This is a genomic window from Neisseria benedictiae, assembly GCF_958267435.1.
GTDB lineage: Bacteria > Pseudomonadota > Gammaproteobacteria > Burkholderiales > Neisseriaceae > Neisseria > Neisseria bergeri.
Window position 1 is genome coordinate 1 of the sequence record NZ_CATQFV010000014.1, and the last position, 24,529, is coordinate 24,529.

At 50.3% G+C, this 24,529-nt stretch carries 22 protein-coding genes and 1 pseudogene; 15 read left to right on the top strand and 8 right to left on the bottom strand.

Going from position 1 to position 24,529, the window contains the following annotated elements; translation table 11 throughout:
* Positions 1-186 precede the first annotated feature (186 nt).
* A complete protein-coding gene (gene nrdA / locus Q3O12_RS00795) occupies positions 187-2,466 on the bottom strand; it encodes a class 1a ribonucleoside-diphosphate reductase subunit alpha (protein WP_301668887.1) in 2,280 nt (759 codons plus the stop codon).
* A gap of 528 nt (positions 2,467-2,994) precedes the next feature.
* Between nrdA and Q3O12_RS00800 the strand changes: the two genes are divergently transcribed.
* The gene (locus Q3O12_RS00800) at positions 2,995-3,306 is read left to right on the top strand and encodes a hypothetical protein (RefSeq protein WP_025457083.1); all 312 of its coding nucleotides are present in this window, start codon (positions 2,995-2,997) and stop codon (positions 3,304-3,306) included.
* Positions 3,307-3,616: 310 nt separating this feature from the next.
* On the opposite strand, the gene Q3O12_RS00805 is transcribed toward Q3O12_RS00800, so the two are convergent.
* The 3 genes from Q3O12_RS00805 to Q3O12_RS00815 form a co-directional block, all read right to left on the bottom strand.
* Positions 3,617-4,384 (bottom strand): 1-acyl-sn-glycerol-3-phosphate acyltransferase, encoded by a 768-nt coding sequence (locus tag Q3O12_RS00805; RefSeq protein WP_301668888.1) that lies wholly within the window; start codon positions 4,382-4,384, stop codon positions 3,617-3,619.
* Between the two features lie 87 nt (positions 4,385-4,471).
* Positions 4,472-5,299: a DNA-formamidopyrimidine glycosylase gene (gene mutM, locus Q3O12_RS00810; RefSeq protein WP_301668889.1), complete on the bottom strand. Its 828-nt coding sequence runs from the start codon at positions 5,297-5,299 to the stop codon at positions 4,472-4,474.
* A gap of 50 nt (positions 5,300-5,349) precedes the next feature.
* A complete protein-coding gene (locus Q3O12_RS00815; RefSeq protein ID WP_118787051.1) occupies positions 5,350-6,015 on the bottom strand; it encodes a methyltransferase domain-containing protein in 666 nt (221 codons plus the stop codon).
* Positions 6,016-6,192: 177 nt separating this feature from the next.
* On the opposite strand from Q3O12_RS00815, the gene Q3O12_RS00820 reads away from it, so the two are divergent.
* The 7 genes from Q3O12_RS00820 to Q3O12_RS00850 all read left to right on the top strand — a co-directional run bounded on the left by Q3O12_RS00820 (position 6,193) and on the right by Q3O12_RS00850 (position 13,830).
* Positions 6,193-8,166 (top strand): lytic transglycosylase, encoded by a 1,974-nt coding sequence (locus tag Q3O12_RS00820; RefSeq protein ID WP_301668890.1) that lies wholly within the window; start codon positions 6,193-6,195, stop codon positions 8,164-8,166.
* 67 nt (positions 8,167-8,233) lie between these two features.
* Complete coding sequence (locus tag Q3O12_RS00825) at positions 8,234-8,926, top strand: 16S rRNA pseudouridine(516) synthase (protein ID WP_301668891.1); 693 nt, start codon at positions 8,234-8,236, stop codon at positions 8,924-8,926.
* A gap of 467 nt (positions 8,927-9,393) precedes the next feature.
* Positions 9,394-10,764 carry a sodium-dependent transporter gene (locus Q3O12_RS00830; protein WP_301668892.1) on the top strand — a complete coding sequence of 457 codons (1,371 nt, stop codon included), beginning with the start codon at positions 9,394-9,396 and terminating at the stop codon, positions 10,762-10,764.
* A gap of 13 nt (positions 10,765-10,777) precedes the next feature.
* Positions 10,778-10,912 (top strand): hypothetical protein, encoded by a 135-nt coding sequence (locus tag Q3O12_RS00835; protein WP_301668893.1) that lies wholly within the window; start codon positions 10,778-10,780, stop codon positions 10,910-10,912.
* Between the two features lie 95 nt (positions 10,913-11,007).
* Positions 11,008-11,664: a (d)CMP kinase gene (gene cmk, locus Q3O12_RS00840; protein ID WP_301668895.1), complete on the top strand. Its 657-nt coding sequence runs from the start codon at positions 11,008-11,010 to the stop codon at positions 11,662-11,664.
* A gap of 155 nt (positions 11,665-11,819) precedes the next feature.
* Entirely contained in the window at positions 11,820-13,505 is a 1,686-nt protein-coding gene (gene rpsA, locus Q3O12_RS00845; RefSeq protein ID WP_301668940.1) for a 30S ribosomal protein S1, read from the top strand.
* Positions 13,506-13,515: 10 nt separating this feature from the next.
* Positions 13,516-13,830 carry an integration host factor subunit beta gene (locus tag Q3O12_RS00850; protein ID WP_301668896.1) on the top strand — a complete coding sequence of 105 codons (315 nt, stop codon included), beginning with the start codon at positions 13,516-13,518 and terminating at the stop codon, positions 13,828-13,830.
* A 198-nt stretch (positions 13,831-14,028) separates the two neighbouring features.
* On the opposite strand, the pseudogene Q3O12_RS00855 reads toward Q3O12_RS00850, so the two are convergent.
* Positions 14,029-14,436: pseudogene (locus Q3O12_RS00855) on the bottom strand (MerR family transcriptional regulator).
* A gap of 121 nt (positions 14,437-14,557) precedes the next feature.
* On the opposite strand from Q3O12_RS00855, the gene Q3O12_RS00860 reads away from it, so the two are divergent.
* The 7 genes from Q3O12_RS00860 (at position 14,558) to ispG (ending at position 21,964) form a co-directional block, all read left to right on the top strand.
* Positions 14,558-15,694 carry an S-(hydroxymethyl)glutathione dehydrogenase/class III alcohol dehydrogenase gene (locus Q3O12_RS00860; protein ID WP_441338419.1) on the top strand — a complete coding sequence of 379 codons (1,137 nt, stop codon included), beginning with the start codon at positions 14,558-14,560 and terminating at the stop codon, positions 15,692-15,694.
* An 8-nt stretch (positions 15,695-15,702) separates the two neighbouring features.
* The gene (gene fghA, locus Q3O12_RS00865) at positions 15,703-16,530 is read left to right on the top strand and encodes an S-formylglutathione hydrolase (protein WP_301668897.1); all 828 of its coding nucleotides are present in this window, start codon (positions 15,703-15,705) and stop codon (positions 16,528-16,530) included.
* Between the two features lie 515 nt (positions 16,531-17,045).
* Positions 17,046-18,197, top strand: coding sequence for a cell division protein ZapE (gene zapE, locus Q3O12_RS00870; RefSeq protein ID WP_117373714.1), 1,152 nt, complete (start codon positions 17,046-17,048; stop codon positions 18,195-18,197).
* Positions 18,198-18,255: 58 nt separating this feature from the next.
* Complete coding sequence (gene ndk, locus Q3O12_RS00875) at positions 18,256-18,681, top strand: nucleoside-diphosphate kinase (protein ID WP_014573969.1); 426 nt, start codon at positions 18,256-18,258, stop codon at positions 18,679-18,681.
* A gap of 143 nt (positions 18,682-18,824) precedes the next feature.
* The gene (gene rlmN / locus Q3O12_RS00880; protein ID WP_301668898.1) at positions 18,825-19,919 is read left to right on the top strand and encodes a dual-specificity RNA methyltransferase RlmN; all 1,095 of its coding nucleotides are present in this window, start codon (positions 18,825-18,827) and stop codon (positions 19,917-19,919) included.
* Between the two features lie 2 nt (positions 19,920-19,921).
* Entirely contained in the window at positions 19,922-20,683 is a 762-nt protein-coding gene (pilW, locus tag Q3O12_RS00885) for a type IV pilus biogenesis/stability protein PilW (protein ID WP_301668900.1), read from the top strand.
* 15 nt (positions 20,684-20,698) lie between these two features.
* Positions 20,699-21,964, top strand: a complete 1,266-nt coding sequence (gene ispG, locus Q3O12_RS00890) for a flavodoxin-dependent (E)-4-hydroxy-3-methylbut-2-enyl-diphosphate synthase (RefSeq protein WP_301668901.1) — start codon at positions 20,699-20,701, stop codon at positions 21,962-21,964.
* On the opposite strand, the gene Q3O12_RS00895 is transcribed toward ispG, so the two are convergent.
* From Q3O12_RS00895 to tig, 3 genes are all read right to left on the bottom strand, one after another.
* On the bottom strand, positions 21,931-22,251 hold the full coding sequence (locus tag Q3O12_RS00895) for a hypothetical protein (RefSeq protein WP_196428164.1): 321 nt from the start codon (positions 22,249-22,251) through the stop codon (positions 21,931-21,933). The two genes, ispG and Q3O12_RS00895, sit on opposite strands and share 34 nt — an antisense overlap.
* Positions 22,252-22,405: 154 nt before the next feature.
* Positions 22,406-23,020: an ATP-dependent Clp endopeptidase proteolytic subunit ClpP gene (gene clpP, locus Q3O12_RS00900; protein WP_002225167.1), complete on the bottom strand. Its 615-nt coding sequence runs from the start codon at positions 23,018-23,020 to the stop codon at positions 22,406-22,408.
* 95 nt (positions 23,021-23,115) lie between these two features.
* The gene (tig, locus tag Q3O12_RS00905) at positions 23,116-24,426 is read right to left on the bottom strand and encodes a trigger factor (protein WP_301668942.1); all 1,311 of its coding nucleotides are present in this window, start codon (positions 24,424-24,426) and stop codon (positions 23,116-23,118) included.
* Positions 24,427-24,529 lie beyond the last annotated feature (103 nt).

Here is a 24,529-nt window from a genome sequence, read left to right on the forward strand (position 1 = left end):
TCTTATCATTACTGAACCATAATTTGCAAGCTCATTAAGAATAAAATCAATTTTCCCAAAAGGTGCGTTATCTGCATCTATAAAAAGAGCGACAATAGATTGTTCAGGTATATTCTTCAATTTGTTTTCCCCCTATGTTATTTATTATTTCAGACGACCTCGTGAGGTCGTCTGAAATTCCCCTTATCAAATCTTACAAGCCCCACCAGCGCAGCCGTCATCTTGAATATCGGCTTGCGTATCGTCCGCGCCGTCGCGGGTGTTGTGGTAGTACAGGGTTTTAACGCCGTATTTGTAAGCGGTCAGCAGGTCTTTGAGCATTTGTTTCATAGAAACTTTGTTGCCCTCGAATTTGCCCGGGTCGTAGGCAGTATTGGCGGAAATTGCCTGATCGACGAATTTTTGCATCACGCCGACAAGTTTCAGGTAGCCTTCGTTACCGGGAAGCTGCCACAGGGTTTCGTAGGCATCTTTCAGGGTTTCAAACTCCGGCACGACTTGCTTCAGGATGCCGTCTTTCGACGCTTTGACCGTTACCAAGCCGCGTGGCGGCTCGATACCGTTGGTGGCGTTGGCGATTTGCGAACTGGTTTCAGACGGCATGAGCGCGGTCAGAGTAGAGTTGCGCAGGCCGTATTTGACGATGTCGGCACGCAGGCTTTCCCAGTCGTAATGCAAAGGCTCGCCGCAGACGGCATCCAAATCTTTTTTGTAAGTGTCGATGGGCAGTTTGCCTTGCGAATAAACGGTTTGGTTGAAGAGCGGACACGCGCCGTATTCTTTGGCAAGGTTTACCGATGCTTTGAGCAGGTAATACTGCATGGCTTCAAAGGTACGGTGGGTCAGGCCGAGCGCGGAGCCGTCGCTGTAGCGGACACCGTTTTTCGCCAAATAATATGCATAGTTGATCACGCCGATACCGAGCGAACGGCGGCCCATAGTAGAGGTACGCGCGGCTTCTACCGGATACCCCTGATAATCTAAAAGTGCATCGAGTGCGCGCACGGTCAAGTCGGCAAGCCCTTCCAGTTCGTCCAAGCTGTTCAATGCGCCCAAGTTGAAGGCGGACAGGGTACACAGGGCGATTTCGCCGTCAGGGTCGTTGATGTTGTCCAGAGGTTTGGTCGGCAGCGCGATTTCCATACACAGGTTGGACTGGTGCACGGGGGCGATGCGCGGATCGAACGGGCTGTGCGTATTGCAGTGGTCGACGTTTTGGATGTAGATGCGCCCGGTTCCGGCACGCTCCTGCATCAGCGTGGAAAACAGGTCGGCAGCCGGAACAATGCGCTTGCGTATATTCGGATCTTGCTCGTATTTCGTATAAAGCTGCTCAAATTCGTCTTGGTCGGCAAAAAACGCTTCGTACAACCCCGGAACCTCGTTGGGCGAAAACAGCGTAATATTGCCTCCCTTAATCAGGCGGGTATAGAGCAGGCGGTTGATTTGCACGCCGTAGTCCAACTGGCGGATACGGTTGTCTTCCACACCCCGGTTGTTTTTCAACACCAGTAGGCTTTCGGCTTCGATGTGCCACAAGGGGTAGAACAAGGTTGCCGCGCCGCCGCGCACGCCGCCCTGCGAACAGGATTTGACTGCCGCCTGAAACATTTTGAAAAACGGAATGCAGCCGGTATGCCGCGCTTCGCCGCCCCGGATTTCGCTGTCCAAACCGCGGATACGTCCGGCATTGATGCCGATGCCCGCGCGTTGGGAAACGTATTTCACAATCGCGCTGGTAGTGGCGTTGATGGAATCCAGGCTGTCGTCGCATTCAATCAGCACACAGCTTGAGAACTGGCGCGTAGGCGTACGCACGCCGCTCATAATCGGCGTGGGCAGCGATACTTTAAATGTGGAAACGGCATCGTAAAAACGTTTGACGTAACCCAGGCGTGCCTCTTTCGGGTATTTGCTGAAAAGGCACATCGCCACCAAAACATATAAGAACTGCGGCGTTTCGTAAATCTGGCGGGTAACGCGGTTCTGTACCAAATATTTGCCTTCGAGCTGTTTGACGGCGGCATAGGAAAAGGACATATCGCGTTCGTGGTCGATATAGGCGTTCAGCTCGTCAAATTCTTCGCGGCTGTAATCCTCAAGGATATGCCTATCGTATTTTCCGGCATCGGTGAGCTTTTTAACGTGGTCGTAAAGGTGCGGCGGCTCGTATTCGCCATAGGCTATTTTACGAAGATGGAAAATCGCCAGGCGCGCGGCAAGGTATTGGTAGTCCGGGGTATCTTCCGAAATTAAATCGGCAGCGGCTTTGATGATGGTTTCGTGGATGTCGTCGGTGCGGATGCCGTTGTAGAACTGGATGTGCGATTTCAACTCGACCTGCGACACGGAAACATTTTCCAACCCTTCCGCCGCCCAAGTAACGACACGGTGAATCTTATCCAAATCAATGGTTTCCAATCTCCCGTCTCGTTTGGTTACTTTCAAATCAGTCGGTGTATTCATCGCTTCCTCTTCCACTCTTGATATTCAAGACACGGTCTTTTCAAATAAATTAAGGCAGACAATATAGTGGATTTTTGGCATTTTCTCCAGTCTTGACAACGGTTGCATTTTTCAGTTTCAGGCAATGCGCGATAAAACCCGCCTGTCGTATTTTTCCTATAATATTTGTTTTATCTGATAATTCTTTACCGATAAAAAACGGGTAAATTTTTTGCCTTTTGACCGGCTCCTGCTACAAGGCGATGAAATAAGGATTTTCCGACGGAAAAGGAAAGCTTCCGGTTTTCTGCCCTTGTAAATTGTTAAATTTTGCAAAGTATGATTTTGCCGCGCCGCCGCCGACAAATTCCATTTTCTTACCGATTGGAATTTATTATTGAGATTAATGTGTTATTTGAATCTGTATATCAAACGGCAAGTTTTGCCGGGTGAACGAGTCTGAAACTGCCGACAGTTTGCCCGTTCCATCCTTCCATCCTATACTGGAAAGAATTACAAACTGAAAGGATCGTCATGTCTGTCAAAAAGATGCTTGCCATACTGTTGTCTGCAATATTGGGACTGGTATCGACAACTGCCGCTGCCGGTACGTCAGAATCCGCCCACCGCCATACCAAACATATCCGCAAGGCAAACAAGCAGATGTTGCACCCCGAATGCAGGAAATATTTGGAACGCCGTGCCGCGTGGTACCGATTGCAAGACAACGTGCAGGAATTGCGCGAAAACAAAAAGGCGCGCAAAGCATTCCGCTCCCTGCCTTATAAGGAACAGAAAACCCAATGCCGGGCGGCTTATGAGGCTTTCGATGATTTCGACGGCGGCAGGTTCCGCCGTTAATCCCATATAAAATATGCCGTCTGAACACAGGTTCAGACGGCATTTTCCATAGATACAACAAACTATCCTTACGGCATTTCGTTTGAGGTACTCCCGTTGCTGCAGCCTTAATATAGTGGATTAACAAAAATCAGGACAAGGCGACGAAGCCGCAGACAGTACAGATAGTACGGAACCGATTCACTTGGTGCTTCAGCACCTTAGAGAATCGTTCTCTTTGAGCTAAGGCGAGGCAACGCCGTACTGGTTTTTGTTAATCCACTATACATCCGCAAAAGCGAATCATACTGCCACATTCTGACAACCAGTTTCAGACGGCAACGTCCACATCGCCGGCGACAACGGCACGGATGCTTTCTTCGATTTTATCTTTTAAAGCATAACGGTCTTCGCTTTCCGCCGCATCCGCCACGCAAACGAAATCGACTTTTATCGTTAATTTTTTCATAGACACAATGCGCCACAGACAGGTTGGCAAACCGACATCGGCATATGAGGGACGAGCCGTCCTTTTTCCCGTTTCGTCATAATAACGCAGCGCGACCGCCAAAACCTTTGCCCCCGCATCGATGGCGGATTGGAACAGCGCGGCTTTGAACGGCAGAAGCCCCAAGCCCGAAGAAGTCCGCGCTTCGGGGAAAAAACTGACGTTTTGACCGCGTTGCAAGGTTTCGAAGACGGCGCGGTTAATCGGTTCGATGTCGCGCCGCGAATTGCGGTTGATGAACACCGTTCCCGCGTTCTGCCCCATCTTGCCCAGTACCGGCCAGCTTTTGATTTCCTGCTTGGCGATAAAGCTGCTCGGATAAACCGCGCTCATCGCGAAAATATCCAGCCAGGACACGTGGTTGGCAGCTACCAAGACACCGTTCGGATGTTCGGGTGCGTGCCCGCCCACCTCCAATCCGATATCCAAAGCCGCCAAAGCCCCCCGGCCCAACTCGATTACCGCACGATTGCGCGACTCGGGGCAGCCGCCGTCAATACCGCGCAGGTTTTTCCCTGTTTTAAACAGCCAGACCGCCAAACGGCACAACCGATGCAGGCGTGTAAAAATTGAAGCTTTATTTGAAGACATGAGCAATTCTTTCCCGATAATCGGTGTTTGTTGTTGAAACGTTCGGACGGCATACCGATAAAATGCCGTCTGAAACCGTGTTCCGCCCTATTTCTGACAGTTCGGGCAGTAAAACGTGCCGCGCTGCCCCAAAGTTTCTTTCACAATCAAACCGCCGCACCGGGGGCACGGTTGATTGTGCCGCCCGTACACCGTATATTCCTGTTGGAAGTAGCCGCTTTTGCCGTCGCTGTCCACAAAATCCCTCAAGGTGCTGCCGCCCGTTTCAATGGCGCGCTGCAACACCGCTTTGACGGTTTCAACCAAAAGCGCACACTCTTTCTTTTTCAGGCGGTTGGCAGGACGGCGGGGCGAAATGCCCGCTCTGAACAGGCTCTCGTTGGCATAAATATTGCCCACGCCGACCACGACCGCATTGTCCATCAGGGCAAGTTTGACCGCGCGTTTCTGCGCCTTCAGCCTCGCATACAGATAATCCGCACAAAATGCCTCCGACAAAGGCTCCGGCCCCAGCTTTTCCAGCAGCGGATGATGTTCTTCAATTCCTTCATACCAAAGTATCGCACCGAACTTTCGCGGATCGCGGTAACGCATGACCGTGCCGTCTGAAAACACAATATCGACGTGATCGTGTCTGTCCGGCCTGCCGATACGTCCGTCCGACGGCGTAAAAATCCGCAAGCTGCCCGACATCCCCAAGTGAATCAGCAAAATCCCCGTTTGGAAACGGACAATCAGATACTTCGCCCGCCTGCCGCAGGACAAAACCTGCCGGCCGGACAAAATCTCCCCCAAATCGGGATTAATCTGCCAACGCAACTTCGGCTGGCGCAATATCACGGCTTCCACCGTTTTTCCTTCAATATGCGGCGCGATGCCGCGCAACGTCGTTTCCACTTCCGGCAATTCCGGCATAATCCCTCCCGACACTTTCTTCGGCAAATGCCGTCTGAAACAAAACCCGCCTAATCCGCAACCCTTGCCGCACCCGCCGCAAGGGCTTTTCCGCCCAAATACCCGTCCCACGCGGGCAGGGGCGTTACCCCCGCCGCCCTTTTGACCAAAACCAAGCCGTACATTGCGGCACATTGCGGCCACCAGCGGTCGCCCGCCTTTTCCATAAACCGCCAAAAACGTATTTGCCCGGGCGACGAAACCGGCGGCAGATACACCATAAATTTCCCAAGTTCAATATCAAAACCGGCATCGGCAATCTGTCTTTTCAGCCCGCGAAGCGTCAGGCAGAAGCGTTTTTCCGGCAGACGTTCGCCGTCAAACCAACGGCCGAATCCCCAGAGCGAATACGGATTGAAACACGTCAGCATCACACGCCCGGACGGTTTCAATATCCGGTGCGCTTCCGACAGGATTTGCGAAGGAACACCGCCTTCAAGCGTGTGCGGAAAAAGCAGCATATCCGCAGAAACATCCGCCAAAGCCATATTCTCCGCCGACATCGACATATCACGCGGTACGCAGACAATATCTTCAGACAGCCTCAACCACCTGCCGCCCACCTGAACCGCACACATTCCCGAAAAACGGTATGAATCCAGATACCGCCCGAAGAAGTCCTGTTCCAATTTTGCAACATACCGCCCCATCGCCGTATCTTCAAACCATGCATCCATATTGCGTCCGTTTCAAACAGATTGCCTGTCAATATTCTATTCCAAACAGAGTTTCTGTCAAAAAACACATCGGCCGCCCATTTCCGAATCCGCATAAAGTTCCTGTAAAACTTGACGCTTTTTCAGTCAAACAGTACCATCGGACGATAGAATATGTTTATTCCGCCGATATAAATCATGTCCAAACTCAAAACCATCGTCCTGACTGCCTCGGGCCTCTCCGTCTGTTCCGGCCCACTGTACGCTCAAAACACCTCTTCACACCCAATCGGTTTGGCGATTATGCGCTTAAACTCTTCAATACTCGACCTGCCACCGACAAAACAATATTTCCAATCCGGCAGCCTGTGGGGCGAGCTGCGCCAAGGCTTCCAGATGGGCGAAGTCAATCCCGAACTGGTACGCCGCCACGAAAGCAAATTCATCGCAAGCCGCAGCTATTTCGACAGGGTCGTCAACCGGAGCCGACCCTATATGTACCATATTGCCAACGAAGTCAAAAAACGCAATATGCCCGCCGAAGCCGCCCTGCTTCCCTTCATCGAAAGCGCGTTCGTCACCAAAGCCAAATCACACGTCGGCGCATCGGGATTATGGCAGTTTATGCCCGCTACCGGCAGGCATTACGGCTTGGAAAAAACACCGGTTTACGACGGCAGGCACGACGTTTACGCCGCCACCGATGCCGCACTCAACTATCTGCAATACCTCTATGGACTGTTCGGCGACTGGCCGCTCGCCTTTGCCGCCTACAACTGGGGTGAAGGCAACGTCGGACGCGCCATCAACCGCGCCCGCGCACAGGGTCTCGAACCGACCTACGAAAATCTGCGTATGCCCAACGAAACGCGCAACTATGTCCCCAAGCTGCTCGCCGTGCGCAACATCATTGCCGCCCCCCAATCTTTCGGCATGAATATCAGCGACATAGACAACAAACCCTATTTTCAGGCAGTCGAACCGGATCGTCCGCTCGACAACGAAGCCATCGCCCGGCTCGCCGGCATTACGCAAAGCGAGCTGCTCGCCCTGAATCCGGCATTCAACGTCCCCGCGTTCATCCCCAAAAACAAACGCAAACTGCTGCTTCCTGCCGCGTCCGTCCAAACCTTCCAAAGCAACTACCTCAACGCCGCGCCCGACAGCCTGTTTTCATGGGAAGTCTATACGCCTGCCGCCAAAACCAGCCTGTCCGACATCTCGACGGCAACCGGTATGAGCGTTGCCGACATCAAACGCCTCAACAACCTGAACGGCAACCTTGTCAACGCAGGACGCAGCATCCTTGTCGCCAAGAACGGCAAGACCCTTCAGACGGCATCGGAATCCGTCGTTTCCATCGACATCGACAATACGCCCGACACCTACCGTTCCAATATGTCGGCAGGCACGGTGAACGTCGGCATTGCCCGAATCCGACCCGCCGCCGCACAGACAGCAGACATTACCGTCGCACCTTTGCCGCAGAAAACCGTCCGTACGGAACCCGATCCCCTTGTCCGCATTGCCGAACCTGCCCTTGCGACAGCCGCAGCGCAACCTCAAACCGAAAAACAGACCGCCATGCCGTCTGAAGCCCAAACCGCAACACTCGCGCAGATCGTCCCCCAAAACGACATGCAGGCGGCAGACGAACTCATGCAGCTTGTTGCCCGAAACAACCTGCGCCGTCAGGCTGAAGAAACCATCTCTGCCGTCATCGGCACACCTGACACAGTTGCCGAACACAAAATTTCCGCATCTCCTCAACATACCGTTGCCGCCGACGGCAAACGCCGCGTCCGTTTGGAAACGCGCGTAGCCAAAGCCGCCGACAGCGGAACAGACCCCGCCGCCCGCACCGGAATCCACCGTGTTGTAGAAGGCGACACCCTGTTCAACATTGCCAAACGCTACAACGTCAGCGTAGCCGACCTGATTGTCGCCAACAACATCAAAGGCAACACCATCCAAAAAGGACAGGTACTCCGCCTGGCGCAGGCAGCCCCCGCCCAAACCCGTATTGAAAAAGTATCCTACACCGCGCGCAAAGGCGACACCTTCAAAAGTATCGCCGCGCGCTTCAATATCCATATCGACGACATCCGCCGGCTCAATCCCAACCTGAACACCATCAATCCGGGACAGAGGGTCAAACTGATTGGAAGCTGATTCGGATACGGCACATGACAGGACTTTCTCAGTCCTGTCTTTTTCATCCCACATTTCCCATACCATCATGAAACTCATCAAATACCTGCAATATCAAGGCATAGGAAGCCGCAAACAATGCCAATGGCTGATTAGGGGCGGCTACGTCTCCATCAACGGAACCTGCATGGACGACACCGATGCAGACATCGATTCCTCATCCGTCGAAACGTTGGATATTGACGGGGAAGCAGTAACCGTCGTTCCCGAACCCTATTTCTACATCCTGCTCAACAAGCCTGAAGATTACGAAACTTCGCACAAACCGAAACACTACCGCAGCGTATTCAGCCTGTTCCCCGACCATATGCGGAACATCGATATGCAGGCGGTCGGCAGGCTGGATGCGGATACGACCGGCGTATTGCTGATTACCAACGACGGCAAACTGAACCACAACCTGACTTCGCCGAGCAGAAAAATTCCCAAGCTGTACGAAGTAACGCTCAAACACCCTACAGGCGAAACACTCTGCGAAACCTTGAAAAACGGCGTGCTGCTCCACGACGAAAACGAAACCGTTTGTGCCGCCGATGCCGTTTTGGAAACCCCGACCACCTTGCTACTGACCATTACCGAAGGGAAATACCACCAAGTCAAACGCATGGTTGCTGCCGCCGGCAACCGCGTGCAGCACCTTCACCGCCGGCAATTCGCACATTTGGAAACAGGAAACCTCAAACCAGGGGAATGGAAATTTATCGGATGCCCCAAATTCTGAAACAAATCCATTATTTCCTTATATTCAAATACATACCTTTAAAATGAATCATTTAACCGAAATTAACTCAAAAAACAGACGGTTTGCGATATAATTCTCCTGTCTGAGCAATGCCTGTGCAAGCAGGCTTATGAGTAAGACGTTTTCCCCGTAATGTGTTTGACCATCTATACTTCCCGGTATAGATGGTTTTTTTTATTTCAAACTCTCTCTTCCATCACCATTAAAATACTATCGTTAATATGATTAACGAAATTTCACTTGCGCACACCGATGTAGAAGAAGAACAAATTAATCTGTTCATAAACTCCGATTCTTCCTTATCGGTTTATACTTATCAGAAATACTCACTGAAATATATGCCTTTTTCAGGAAAAATCACTAGACAGTTGAAAAACATTCAGTCAATTTCTGTTAAGAATCACGTGTAAAATTTCCGCTTTATCTCAATCGGGCACGGTTTCAATATGTCTTCCCCTTCAAATACCAACCGTCAAACCTGGTCCAGCCGTTTGACTTATATCCTTACCGTTGCCGGCGCGACTGTCGGTTTCGGCGCGACGTGGCGTTTCCCGTATTTGGTCGGTGAAAACGGCGGCGGCGCGTATGTGTTTTTATTCTGTATCGCGATGCTGGTTATCGGCATCCCTATGATTTTGGTGGAAAACGTCATCGGACGGCGCAAAGGCGTGAACGCGCTGGATGCGTTCGGCGGCTCGATGAACGGCAAACCCGTTGCCAAAATTTGGAAACTGGTCGGCTGGATGGGGCTGCTCGGCGCATTCGGCATCATGGCTTATTACATGGTGCTCGGAGGCTGGGTCATCAGCTATATCGTTAATATTATTAGTGGAAATCTGAATATTTCCAGCCCCGTCGACGGTGTGGTTACAAAAGGCTTTTTTACCGAACACATCGAAAACAGCCCTTGGGAAATTGCGTTTTATACGCTGCTTTTTGTCGCCGTGAACCAATGGATTTTGGTCAAAGGCGTTATCGGCGGCATTGAAAAAGCGGCGAAATACCTGATGCCGCTGCTGTTTTTATTCCTAATCGCGATGGTCGTACGCAACGTTACCCTGCCTGGTGCAATGGAAGGGATTACTTTCTATCTGAAGCCTGATTTCAGCAAGATTACCGCCGAACTGTTCGTCTTCGTTTTGGGGCAGGTATTTTTCGCCTTAAGCTTGGGTTTCGGCGTGATGATTACTTTGTCCAGCTATTTGGATAAAAACGAAAATCTGGTTCAGACGGCAGTTATCACGGCAATTACCAATACCATCATCGCCGTACTGGCGGGCTTTATGATTTTCCCGTCGCTCTTCAGCTTCGGCGTTGCCCCCGATTCCGGCCCGACTTTGGTATTCCAAAGCCTGCCGATTGTGTTTTCGCATATGTGGGCAGGACCTGTGTTCGCCGTGATTTTCTTCTCGCTGCTTCTGATTGCCGCGCTGACGACTTCGCTGACGATTTATGAAGTGTTGATTACGACCATTCAGGAAAAAACCAAAATCCGCCGTACCGCCGCAATCACGATTGTATTGTCCGCCATCTTCATCTTCGGCAATATTCCGTCCATTCTGAGCTATGGTCCGTGGAAAGACGTTTCCGTGTTCGGCAAAAATATTTTCGATGCCTTCGACTACATCAGCGGCAACATCTTGTTTATGCTGACCGCACTCGGCTCTGCACTGTTTGTCGGTTTCGTGATGAAGGACGAAGCGAAGGAAGAATTGCTTTATAAAGGCAACCATAAGACGGTCAATATTTGGTTTGCCTATGTGAAATACCTTGTGCCGCTGGTGATTTTGCTGATTTTCGTCAGCAACCTGTTTTAATCCGCAGCAATCGATGCCGTCTGAAGGTCACACCTCTTTCAGACGGCATTGCATTGATACCCGCCACAATACCCGCAACGCCGGAATCCGAACCGGCTTGCCGGCTTCTGTCGAACGCTTCCGGGCAGGCGGCGTTCCGTCTGCTTAGACAATCGTCCTTTAAAACAGGTAGAATCTGCCCCAACGGGAAACACACCTTTCAGACGGCAAAACCCATACCCCAAACCATCAGGAATCCCCCTTATGAACAGACAAAAAGTCATCGCCATCGACGGCCCCGGCGCATCGGGCAAAGGCACGGTCGCCGCCCGCGTCGCCGCCGCATTGGGATACGATTATCTCGACACCGGCGCGCTCTACCGCCTGACCGCCCTATATGCGCAAAAACAAGGCGTGGAATGGCACGATGAAGAAAATGTTTCCGAACTGGCAAAAAAACTGCCCGCCGTATTTTCAGGCAACCGCACCCTGCTCGGCGGAGAAGACGTTTCAGACGGCATACGGACAGAAGCCATAGGCATGGGGGCATCCGCCGTTGCGCAATTGCCTAAAGTCCGTACCGCCCTGCTGCAACGACAACGCGATTTTCTGACCAAAAAAGGACTGGTCGCCGACGGACGGGACATCGGATCAGTCGTATTCCCCGAAGCCGAACTCAAAATCTTCCTGACAGCAGAATCCAAAATCAGAGCCGAACGCCGCGCCAAACAAATCGGCATCCCCTGCGAAGGTTTGGCATTCGAGCGCATCCTGTCCGACATCGAAGCCAGAGACGAGGCAGACCGAAACCGCAAGGTTGCCCCCCTGAAACAACAGCCCGATGCCCTGCTTTTGGATACGAGCCGCCTGACTATAGAAGAAACTGTAAAAAAAGTGCTTGATTGGTATCGTAAAGTTTAAATTTTCAGGTATAATTGCCCACATTACGTTTCAGACGGCATAAAAACACACGGATGCCGTCTGAAACCTTTATTTGCCCGTCTGCCCTGCCAAGGATGGCAGACATCCACCAACCCACCCCGCACCCCTTGGCGGTGTACCGAAAAGAGTTATATATGTCTATGGAAAATTTTGCCCAACTGTTGGAAGAAAGCTTTACCCTGCAAGAAATGAACCCGGGTGAGGTGATTACCGCTGAAGTAGTGGCAATCGACCAAAACTTCGTTACCGTAAACGCAGGTCTGAAATCAGAATCCCTGATCGATGTAGCTGAATTCAAAAACGCTCAAGGCGAAATTGAAGTTAAAGTCGGCGACTTCGTTACCGTTACCATCGAATCCGTCGAAAACGGCTTCGGCGAAACCAAACTGTCCCGCGAAAAAGCCAAACGCGCAGCCGATTGGATTGCCCTGGAAGAAGCCATGGAAAACGGCGACATCCTGTCCGGCATCATCAACGGCAAAGTCAAAGGCGGTCTGACCGTTATGATCAACAGTATCCGCGCATTCCTGCCGGGTTCTTTGGTTGACGTACGTCCTGTAAAAGACACTTCCCACTTTGAAGGCAAAGAGATCGAATTCAAAGTGATCAAACTGGACAAAAAACGCAACAACGTCGTTGTTTCCCGCCGCGCCGTTCTGGAAGCCACTTTGGGTGAAGAACGCAAAGCCCTGCTGGAAAACCTGCAAGAAGGCTCCGTCATCAAAGGCATCGTCAAAAACATCACCGACTACGGCGCATTCGTTGACCTGGGCGGTATCGACGGCCTGCTGCACATCACCGATTTGGCATGGCGCCGTGTGAAACACCCGAGCGAAGTCTTGGAAGTCGGTCAGGAAGTTGAAGCCAAAGTATTGAAATTCGACCAAGAAAAACAACGCGTTTCCTTGGGTATGAAACAACTGGGCGAAGATCCTTGGAGCGGTCTGACCCGCCGTTATCCGCAAGGCACCCGCCTGTTCGGCAAAGTATCCAACCTGACCGACTACGGCGCATTCGTCGAAATCGAACAAGGCATCGAAGGTTTGGTACACGTCTCCGAAATGGACTGGACCAACAAAAACGTACACCCGAGCAAAGTCGTACAACTGGGTGACGAAGTCGAAGTCATGATTTTGGAAATCGACGAAGGCCGCCGCCGTATCTCTTTGGGTATGAAACAATGCCAAGCCAATCCTTGGGAAGAATTTGCCGCCAACCACAACAAAGGCGACAAAATCTCCGGTGCGGTTAAATCCATTACCGATTTCGGCGTATTCGTCGGCCTGCCCGGCGGCATCGACGGTTTGGTTCACCTGTCCGACCTGTCCTGGACCGAATCCGGCGAAGAAGCCGTACGCAAATACAAAAAAGGAGAAGAAGTCGAAGCCGTCGTATTGGCAATCGATGTGGAAAAAGAACGCATCTCCTTGGGTATCAAACAACTGGAAGGCGATCCTTTCGGTAACTTCATCAGCGTGAACGACAAAGGTTCTTTGGTTAAAGGTTCTGTGAAATCTGTTGACGCCAAAGGTGCTGTTATCGCCCTGTCTGACGAAGTAGAAGGCTACCTGCCTGCTTCCGAATTTGCAGCCGACCGCGTTGAAGACTTGACCACCAAACTGAAAGAAGGCGACGAAGTTGAAGCCGTCATCGTTACCGTTGACCGCAAAAACCGCAGCATCAAACTTTCCGTTAAAGCCAAAGATGCCAAAGAAAGCCACGAAGCACTGAACTCCGTCAATGCCGCCGCCAATGCGAATGCCGGCACCACCAGCTTGGGTGACCTGCTGAAAGCCAAACTCTCCGGCGAGCAAGAATAAGGTTGCAGACATGACAAAGTCTGAGTTAATGGTTCGCCTGGCAGAAGTATTTGCCGCCAAAAACGGCACGCATCTTCAGGCAAAAGACGTAGAGTACAGCGTAAAAGTCCTGGTTGACACCATGACCCGATCGCTTGCCCGAGGTCAACGCATCGAAATTCGCGGTTTCGGCAGCTTCGATTTGAACCATCGTCCTGCCCGCATCGGTCGCAATCCCAAAACCGGCGAGCGTGTGGAAGTACCTGAAAAACATGTACCCCACTTCAAGCCCGGTAAAGAATTGCGCGAACGGGTCGACTTGGCTTTAAAAGAAAATGCCAATTAAACCTTAGCATCAAAACGCCGCTTCCAAGCGGCGTTTTTTTCTGTGGTTTAACTTCATCCGCTGCTTCAATACCTTGAGCCAAGCAAGCAACGGATTAGAGCGTGGATTTTTTTATCATTGCTTACAATCCGCTTTTTAAACAACAAATTGTTGATTTCTATTACGAACAGGACAAAAATCCTGCTTATTGCACTAAAACTAAGCCGTTTCAGGAATTTGCGGCAAATTTACGGCTTTTACCGAACCTAATGCTTTCGCTTTTTGGTAAAACGCTAATTTGTATTCAAGCAAATCTAAATAGCGTTTTAATTCGGCAATTTGACACTTCACATTTTCTATTTGATTTTCAAACAAAGAAAGGCGTTCTTCAATGGTATTGTCGCCAATGACGGTACATTCCGCAAAGCGTTTGATGTCTTTTAAACTCATTCCCGTATTTTTCAAGCATTGCAATAAGCCCAACTATTGCAAATCGTTATCGGTAAAACAGCGGTTACCATATTCATCACGTCCGATATTAGACAACAAGCCTTCTTTGTCGTAAAAACGTAGGGTGTAGGCGGAGATGCCTATTTTTTCGGCAGCTTTGGCAGTGGTATAAGTCATTTTCCCTCCCTCTAAACAAAAAACGGTAAAAAACACTTGCCTTAGAGTGAACTCTAAAGTGTAAACTGTTGCTATGTTGCTCAGGCAAGGCTGTTTTGTCAATGAATTAAGAGGAAAGGCAATGAAAATGAAACAAACCGATTCAACCATCAAATCTCGTGCGGCGGTGGCATTCGCTCCAAATCAACCCTTACAAATTGTGGAAATCGACGTAGAAATGCCGCGCAAAGGCGAGGTGTTAATCCGCAATACCCACACTGGCGTGTGCCATACTGATGCGTTTACGTTATCAGGAAGCGATCCTGAAGGTGTGTTCCCTGTGGTGCTTGGACACGAAGGTGCGGGTGTGGTCGTTGCTGTGGGCGAGGGTGTGTCAAGCGTAAAACTGGGAGATCACGTCATTCCGCTTTACACCGCTGAATGTGGCGAATGTGAGTTTTGTCGTTCAGGTAAAACCAACTTGTGCGTCTCAGTGCGTGATACGCAAGGTAAAGGCTTAATGCCGGACGGCACGACGCGTTTTTCTTATCAGGGTCAGCCGATCTATCACTATATGGGCTGTTCGACTTTCAGTGAATATTCAGTTGTTGCAGAAGTTTCACTGGCGAAAATCAACCCGGAAGCCAACCACGAACATGTATGTTTGCTCGGCTGCGGCGTTACTACGGGTATTGGTGCGGTACATAACACGGCAAAAGTGCAAGAAGGCGACTCTGTGGCCGTGTTTGGCTTGGGCGCGATTGGTTTGGCGGTGGTGCAAGGTGCGCGCCAAGCCAAAGCCGGCCGCATTATCGCCATTGATACCAATCCTTCAAAATTCGAGTTGGCAAAACAGTTTGGTGCAACGGATTGTTTAAACCCGAACGATTACGATAAACCGATCAAAGATGTGTTGTTAGACATCAACAAATGGGGCATAGACCACACCTTTGAATGTATCGGCAACGTAAATGTAATGCGTCAGGCATTAGAAAGCGCACACCGTGGCTGGGGACAATCCATTATCATCGGCGTAGCGGGTGCAGGACAAGAAATTTCAACGCGTCCGTTCCAGTTGGTAACCGGCCGTGTTTGGAAAGGCACGGCATTTGGCGGTGTGAAAGGCCGCTCCGAACTTCCGAAAATGGTGGAAGATTCAATGAAAGGCGACATCGAGTTAGAACCGTTTGTAACCCACACAATGACACTCGATGAAATCAATGAAGCCTTTGAGTTAATGCACGAAGGTAAATCGATCCGCGCTGTTATTCATTACTAAGGTACGCGATGAAACTGATTGAACAACATCAAATTTTTGACGGTTCGCAACAAGTTTGGGCACACCATGCCCAAACTCTTCAATGCGAAATGAAATTTGCCGTCTATTTGCCGGATAATCAGGAAAATCGACCGCTTGGTGTGATTTATTGGCTTTCCGGCTTAACGTGTACGGAACAAAATTTCATTACCAAATCAGGCTTTCAGCGTTATGCGGCAGAACATCAAGTGATTGTGGTTGCTCCTGATACCAGCCCTCGCGGAGAGCAAGTGCCGAATGATGCTGCTTACGATTTAGGGCAAGGTGCGGGCTTTTATTTGAATGCGACCGAGCAGCCTTGGGCGGCGAATTATCAAATGTATGATTACATTTTGAACGAGTTGCCCCGTCTGATTGAGGAACATTTTCCTACCAACAGCAAATGTTCCATTATGGGACACTCAATGGGCGGACACGGCGCATTGGTATTGGCACTGCGAAACCGAGAACGTTATCAAAGTGTTTCTGCTTTTTCGCCTATTTTGTCGCCAAGCCTCGTACATTGGGGAGAAAAAGCCTTTTCTGCCTATTTGGGAAAAGATCGTGAAAAATGGCAGCAATATGATGCTAACTCGCTCATTCAACAAGGCTATAAAGTACAAAGTATGCGCATTGATCAGGGCTTAGAAGATGAGTTTTTGCCGACACAATTGCGTACCGAAGATTTTATCGAAACCTGCCGTGCGGCAAATCAGCCGGTCGATATGCGCTTCCACAAAGGCCACGATCATAGCTATTACTTCATCGCCAGTTTTATTGGCGAACATATTGCTTATCACGCCGCATTTTTGAAGTAAACCGAAGAGCGTTCAGTTTTCAAAGCAGTTTGGGATAGCCGGCACGAGGAATAGGAAGTGCCGGCATAAACGTATGCCGTCTGAACCCGAAGGAGTCGGCCCTACGGATTACCAAACCCTGCCCTTGATTTGATTAGTATGATTTTTGAGCTTAAAACCTGATTGGTCAAACATTAAAATCACCCGTATTTCCTACTTCACTTCCAGGCTTCGTATTATTCGTTGCCGAATTTGCATAAGCAGCCTGTTCCTGTTGTGTTTTCGCCTCCTCTAAGCTGACGGGGCGTAACAGCTTCGCGATTCACCATCTGTTTCATCTGTCCTCCTTCAATATTAAAACGTAGCCTGAAATAAAAAGCATTTTGCACCATATTGAAACGCCGCCTTTGCTTATACCTCCCTTTTGCGTGTCATTATTCTTTTCCACGGAAAACGCCAAGTTTGAAGGAAATCATTTATAATACCAGCGGTAAGCATTTTCTTTCTTTGCCGCAAGAAGTATAACAAGGTTAAATATGAGTAATAGAGACCAACTTTTTAAAGCCCCGCCGTTTGAAAACCACAGCCCACTGACTTGGTATCAGGCTGCCTCACAACTGCCCAACTTCATCCGCGACGACGCGCAGGCAGCCGCCATCGAACACCTCGATCGGCTTTGGACTGAATTGATGATGTTCAAACGCAAAAGAAACCGTTTTTTAGGCAGGAGTTTGCGTTCCCCGCAAGTCCCCAAAGGGCTTTATTTCTATGGCGGGGTCGGACGCGGCAAAAGTTTTCTGATGGACGCTTTTTTCGGCTGCCTTCCTTACCGCCGCAAACGCCGCGTCCACTTTCATGCCTTTATGGCAGAAATCCACCGGCGGCTGAAAGCCCTGAAAAGCGAAAGCAACCCGTTGAAATCCGTTGCTGCCGAGATTGCCAAAGAAACCCGCGTATTGTGTTTTGACGAATTTCATGTCAGCGATATTGCGGATGCAATGATTTTAGGCCGTCTGCTGGAAAACCTGCTTAACGAGGGCGTTGTTTTGGTGGCGACTTCAAACTACGCGCCTTCCGAACTCTACCCCCAAGGACAAAACCGGAGCAGTTTTCTTCCCACAATCGCGCTCATCGAATCCAGCCTGACCGTCTTAAACGTTGACGGCGGGGAAGACTACCGGCTGCGTACCCTCCGCCCCGCCGAGATTTTCTTTACGCCTGCCAATGAAGAAAATGAGGCAAAACTGGCAAAACTGTTCAAAGAAATGACAGGCATTACCGATTTGAACCCCGGCATCAGCACCATCCACGGCCGGGAAATTCCCCACAAAGCCGAGTCCGGCCGTGCCATATGGTTTGATTTCCGCGCACTGTGCTTCGGCCCCCGCTCACAGTCCGACTATCTGTATTTGGCCGAACATTATGAAATGGTTTTTATTTCAGGTTTGGAACAACTCTCACCGCAAGAAAAGGCGGAGGCGCGGCGGCTGACTTGGCTGATTGACGTACTCTACGATTTCCGGGTCAAACTGTGTGCCACCGGCGCGGTAGATGTCAACCATATCTATACAGAAGGCGATTTTGCCGAAGAATTTACCCGCACCGCCAGCCGGATGGTCGAAATGCAATCCGAAGTTTATTTGGAACAGCCGCACCTGACCCTATCTCCCAAGGCTTCAGGCGGATAAGTTATTTTTTTGATAGAATACCGATTTGATTCTTCTTAAGTAAAAATAAGGATATAGCATGGCGATTGAACGTACCATCTCCATCATCAAACCCGATGCCGTCGGCAAAAACGTTATCGGCAAAATATACAGCCGCTTTGAGGAGAACGGTCTAAAAATCGTTGCCGCCAAAATGAAGCAGCTTACCCTCAAAGAAGCCCAAGAATTTTATGCCGTTCACAAAGACCGCCCCTTCTATGCCGGATTGGTTGAGTTTATGACCGGCGGCCCGGTTATGATTCAAGTACTGGAAGGCGAAAACGCCGTCCTGAAAAACCGCGAACTGATGGGGGCGACCAATCCCGCCGAAGCCGCCGAAGGCACGATACGCGCGGACTTTGCCACATCGGTCAGTATCAATGCCGTACACGGTTCCGACAGCGTGGAAAATGCTGCTTTGGAAATTGCCTACTTTTTCAGCCAAACCGAAATCTGCCCCCGTTGATACAATACACCGCACAACTCCTCTTCAGACGGCATAAAATATATCCATGCCGTCTGAAAACCCTGTTGCAAAAGGCTTCAAATCAAACTTGCCTGCCCTGCAATTTTTTATTTGAAGCCTTAATTTAAGAAAAACACAAACACATGAAAACCAATCTGCTCAACTACGACCTCCAAGGGCTGACCCGACATTTTGCCGATATGGGCGAAAAACCTTTCCGTGCCAAACAGGTTATGCGTTGGATGCACCAATCCGGCGCGCAAAATTTTGACGAAATGACCGATTTGGCAAAATCCCTGCGCCATAAACTGAACGAACAGGCAAGCATCGAAATTCCCAAGCTGATGATGTCTCAAGAATCTTCAGACGGCACTCGAAAATGGCTTTTGGATGTTGGGACAGGCAACGGCGTGGAAACCGTCTTCATCCCCGAATCGGATCGCGGCACGCTCTGCATTTCCTCGCAAGTCGGCTGCGCTTTGGAATGTACATTTTGCTCGACCGGCCGGCAGGGCTTCAACCGCAATTTGACCGCTGCCGAAATTATCGGGCAATTGTGGTGGGCAAACAAAGCAATGGGCGTTACACCGAAAAACGAACGCGTAATTTCCAATGTAGTGATGATGGGTATGGGCGAACCGATGGCGAACTTCGACAATGTCGTTACCGCCTTGAGCATCATGCTGGACGACCACGGATACGGTTTGAGCCGCCGCCGCGTAACGGTTTCCACTTCGGGTATGGTTCCCCAAATGGACAGGTTGCGCGATGTCATGCCGGTGGCTTTGGCGGTTTCCCTCCATGCTTCCAATGACGAAGTCCGCAACCAAATCGTACCGCTGAACAAAAAATATCCCTTGAAAGAACTGATGGCGGCCTGCCAACGCTATCTGGTCAAAGCACCCAGGGATTTCATCACTTTCGAATACGTCATGTTGGACGGAATAAACGATAAGGCGCAACATGCGCGCGAACTGATCGAACTGGTCAAAGATGTTCCCTGCAAGTTCAATCTGATTCCGTTCAATCCCTTCCCAAACTCCGGATACGAACGCTCCAGCAATGAGAACATCCGTGTGTTCCGCGATATTTTGCAGCAGGCAGGATTTGTCGTTACCGTACGAAAAACGCGCGGCGACGACATCGATGCCGCCTGCGGACAGCTGGCAGGTCAGGTTCGGGATAAAACACGCCGCCAACAAAAATGGCAGCAGATTTTAATCGGACAACAGGGGTAATTATGCCTTTTAAGCTATCCAAACGAATCTCTTTATTGCTTGTCCTTGCCTTGGGCGCGTGCAGCACTTCCTACCGCCCCTCGCGGGCAGAAAAAGCCAATCAGGTTTCCAATATCAAAACCCAGTTGGCAATGGAATATATGCGCGGTCAGGACTACCGTCAGGCGACGGCAAGTATTGAAGATGCCTTGAAATCTGACCCTAAAAACGAGCTTGCTTGGCTGGTTCGTGCCGAAATCTATCAATACCTGAAAGTTAACGACAAGGCGCAGGAAAGTTTCCGGCAAGCCCTCTCCATCAAACCCGACAGCGCCGAAATCAACAACAACTACGGCTGGTTCCTGTGCGGCAGGCTCAACCGCCCTGCCGAATCTATGGCATATTTCGACAAAGCCTTGGCCGACCCCACCTACCCGACCCCTTATATTGCCAACCTGAATAAAGGCATATGCAGTGCCAAACAGGGGCAATTCGGATTGGCGGAAGCCTATTTGGAACGCTCGCTCGCCTCGCAGCCGCAGTTCCCCCCCGCATTTAAAGAACTGGCGCGCACCAAAATGCTGGCCGGGCAGTTGGGCGATGCCGATTACTACTTTAAAAAATACCAAAGCAGGGTAGAAGTCCTTCAGGCCGATGATTTGCTGCTTGGCTGGAAAATTGCCAAAGCCCTCGGCAACGCGCAGGCGGCATACGAATATGAAGCACAATTGCAGGCAAATTTCCCCTACTCGGAAGAATTGCAAACCGTCCTCACCGGTCAATAAACAGATTCAAACCATATGAACACACTCCAACGCCGCAAGACGCATCAAGTCCGCATCGATCATATTACCGTCGGTTCAGAAGCACCCGTCGTTATCCAATCTATGACCAACACCGACACTGCCGATGCAAAAGCCACCGCATTGCAGATTAAGGAATTGAGTGATGCCGGCTCAGAAATGGTGCGGATTACCGTCAACAGCCCCGAAGCCGCGTCCAAAGTTGCCGAAATCCGCCGCCGCTTGGACGATATGGGCTATACCACACCACTGATTGGCGATTTCCATTTCAACGGCGAACGCCTGTTGGCGGAATTTCCCGAGTGTGCAAAAGCCCTGTCCAAATACCGCATCAATCCCGGCAATGTCGGCAAAGGTGCAAAAGGCGATGAAAAATTTGCCTTTATGATTCGGACTGCTGCCGAAAACGATAAAGCCGTCCGCATCGGCGTAAACTGGGGTTCTTTGGATCAGAGCCTCGCCAAACGCATGATGGATGCCAACCTCGCTTCTTCCGCGCCGAAACCGCCCGAAGAAGTGATGAAGGAAGCACTGATTGTCTCCGCTTTGGAATCTGCCGAAAAAGCCGTTCTATTGGGACTGCCCGAAGACAAAATTATCCTGTCGTGCAAAGTCAGCGCGGTTCAAGACCTGATTCAGGTTTACCGCGAACTGGGCAGCCGTTGCGCCTATCCGCTGCATTTGGGTTTGACCGAAGCCGGTATGGGCAGCAAAGGTATTGTCGCATCAACAGCGGCATTATCCGTCTTGCTTCAAGAAGGAATCGGCGACACCATCCGCATTTCACTCACTCCGGAGCCGGGCAGCCCGCGTACTCAGGAGGTCGTCGTCGGGCAAGAGATTTTACAGACTATGGGTTTGCGCTCGTTTACGCCGATGGTTACTGCCTGTCCCGGCTGCGGTCGCACCACCAGTACCGTTTTTCAAGAGCTGGCACAAGATGTTCAAAATTACCTGCGCCAAAAAATGTCTATATGGCGTACCCTTTATCCTGGGGTTGAATCCCTGAACGTTGCCGTGATGGGCTGTGTCGTCAACGGCCCCGGAGAAAGCAAATTGGCCGACATCGGCATCAGCCTGCCCGGTACGGGGGAAACACCCGTCGCGCCGGTTTATGTAGATGGGGAGCGCAAAATAACACTGAAAGGCGACAACATTGCAACGGAATTTCTGGCTATTGTTGAAGAGTATGTCAAAACCAATTATGGGGAGAACGGACTCAAACGCCATCAAGGGAAGGTTATCCCGATACACTCCCTATAAAATCCAACCGCCAGCCTACCTTGGCTATTTTTAAATAAAAACCGTTTATTTTCATTGATATAAAACCCATCCCATTGGAAAAGGCATTTTTTAAACCGATAAGGAATGGAGGCGCAATATGAAAATACAATCGGCAAATACGGAGATGAATTGCAGGTATAAATAAGGAAGGCGGGATACCGCTTCCTGCCCTTGTCTTTTCTCAATAACCGTACCGGCAGATTCAGGCGGATGCGGGTGTCGCGCCCTTGCAAAAACTGCTGCCCCATTCGGCTTTCAGACGGCATCCGTCCATCACAGGCGGGAACGGGGATCCTTTAAAAAACTCCAAATCCTTCTTCCGTCCCGTGGATGACGGTATCGATACCATATCAAACGCAGCTTGAAACAAATGCCGTCTGAACGTTTCAGACGGCATCGGTTTCTCTCAGGTTTCTTTTATTAAAGCCGCAAAGAAGCGCGGTTTTCCAAAATCTGGTCAATCAAACCATATTCTTTGGCTTCTTCGGCAGACATGAAATTATCACGGTCGGTGTCGCGTTCCAAATCTGCCAAATCGCGGTCGCAATGTTTCGCCATCAGGCGGTTGAGTTTTTCTTTGATTTTTAAAAGTTCGCGTGCGTGAATTTCAATGTCGGATGCCTGACCGCCCAGACCGCCGCTGATTAAAGGCTGGTGAATCATAATCCGGCTGTTGGGTAGGGCAAAACGTTTGCCTTTCTCGCCTGCCGACAATAAGAACGCGCCCATACTTGCCGCCTGCCCCAAGCACAAAGTCGATACATCGGGCTTGATGAAATTCATGGTGTCGTAAATCGACATACCGGCCGTTACCGAACCGCCCGGCGAGTTAATATAGAAGAAAATATCCTTATCCGGATTCTCACTTTCCAAAAACAACAGTTGGGCAACCACCAGATTGGCGGACTCGTCGGTTACCGGTCCGACCAAGAATACGATGCGCTCTTTCAAAAGCCGGGAATAGATATCGAATGCACGCTCACCGCGACCGCTCTGCTCGATAACGGTAGGGACAAGATAGTTATCAAAAGACATTTCGTCTCCTTTCATGATGGAAAAGCACCAAAGCGGGCTTTAAAAGCGGCTTCGGTGCTTTCAAAAACTGCCTTCAGACGGCATTTTCAGGATAATCAGGCTTGCGCGCCCATCACTTCGTCAAAAGACAAAGCTTTTTCATTTACTTTGGCTTTGCCCAAAACGAAATCAACGACGTTGCTTTCTACTGCCAAAGAAGTCGGGCCTTGCAGGCGGGAAGGCTCTGCGTAGTACCAGTCGATTACTTCTTGAGAATCTTCGTAGCTTTCTGCGAAGTTGGCGACAACGGCTTTGATTTGCTCTTCAGTCGGTTCCAGTTTGTTTTCGTCAACCAGTTTGGCTAAAATCAGACCCAAAGACACGCGGCGTTCGGCTTGTTCTTTGAACATATCCAAAGGCAAATCCAAGTTCGTGGCATCGGGCATGCCTTGGTTGACGAAGTTTTGTTTCATTTCGTTTGCCAAATGGGCGGCTTCTTCATTGACCAAAGCAACAGGCACTTTCAGCTCTACGGCTTTGAGCAGCGCGTTCATTACAGATTCTTTGGTTTGTTCGTTTACGCGGCGTTTCACTTCGCGGCTGACATTTTTCTTCACTTCTTCGCGCATTTTGGCCACGTCGCCGTCAGCAATACCCAATGCTTTAGCAAAATCGGAATCAACTTCAGGCAAAATAGCTTCAGACACGTTGTTCAATGTGATGGTGAAGACAGCGGATTTACCGGCAACATCTTTACCGTGGTAGTCTTCAGGGAAATTGACGGTAACGTCTTTGCTTTCGCCCGCCTTCATGCCGACTACGCCGGCTTCAAATTCAGGCAGCATTTGACCTGCGCCCAATACGAAGGCGTAGTTTTTGGATGCGCCGCCGGCAAAAGGTTCGCCGTCGATTTTGCCTTCAAAGTCGATGATGACGCGGTCGCCGTTTCGGGCTTCGCGTTCGACATGGTTGAAGCGGGTGCGTTGTTTTCGCAGGATTTCTACGGTTTGGTCCACTTCGGCATCGCCGACGGAAGCGGTTACTTTTTCGACTTCTTGTGCAGACAAATCACCGATAACGACTTCGGGGAACACTTCAAAAATGGCGGCAACTTTGAAAGACTCTTTATCGTCTTGTTCTTCAACGCCTTCAAAACGTGGATAGCCTGCCACTTTCAACTCTTGGGCGACGGCAACATCGTAGAAGCGGCGTTGCACCAGCTCGTTGATCACGTCGTTTTGCGCGCTTGCACCGTACATTTGGGCAATCATTTTTAAAGGTGCTTTGCCCGGACGGAAACCGTCGATTTTGGCACGGCGTTGGGTTTGTTTCAGTTTTTTATCGGTTTCTGCGTTGATTTCCGACCAAGGCAGAGACAACACTACTTTGCGTTCCAGATTTTCTAAAGTTTCAACAGTTACGCTCATCATAAGCCCTTAAATTTGTTGTGTTGATAAAATGGTAAACCTTCTTCCCTGCATGGGGAAGCAAACAGCGCAACGGTACGGATATTTGAACCGCATTGCCGCA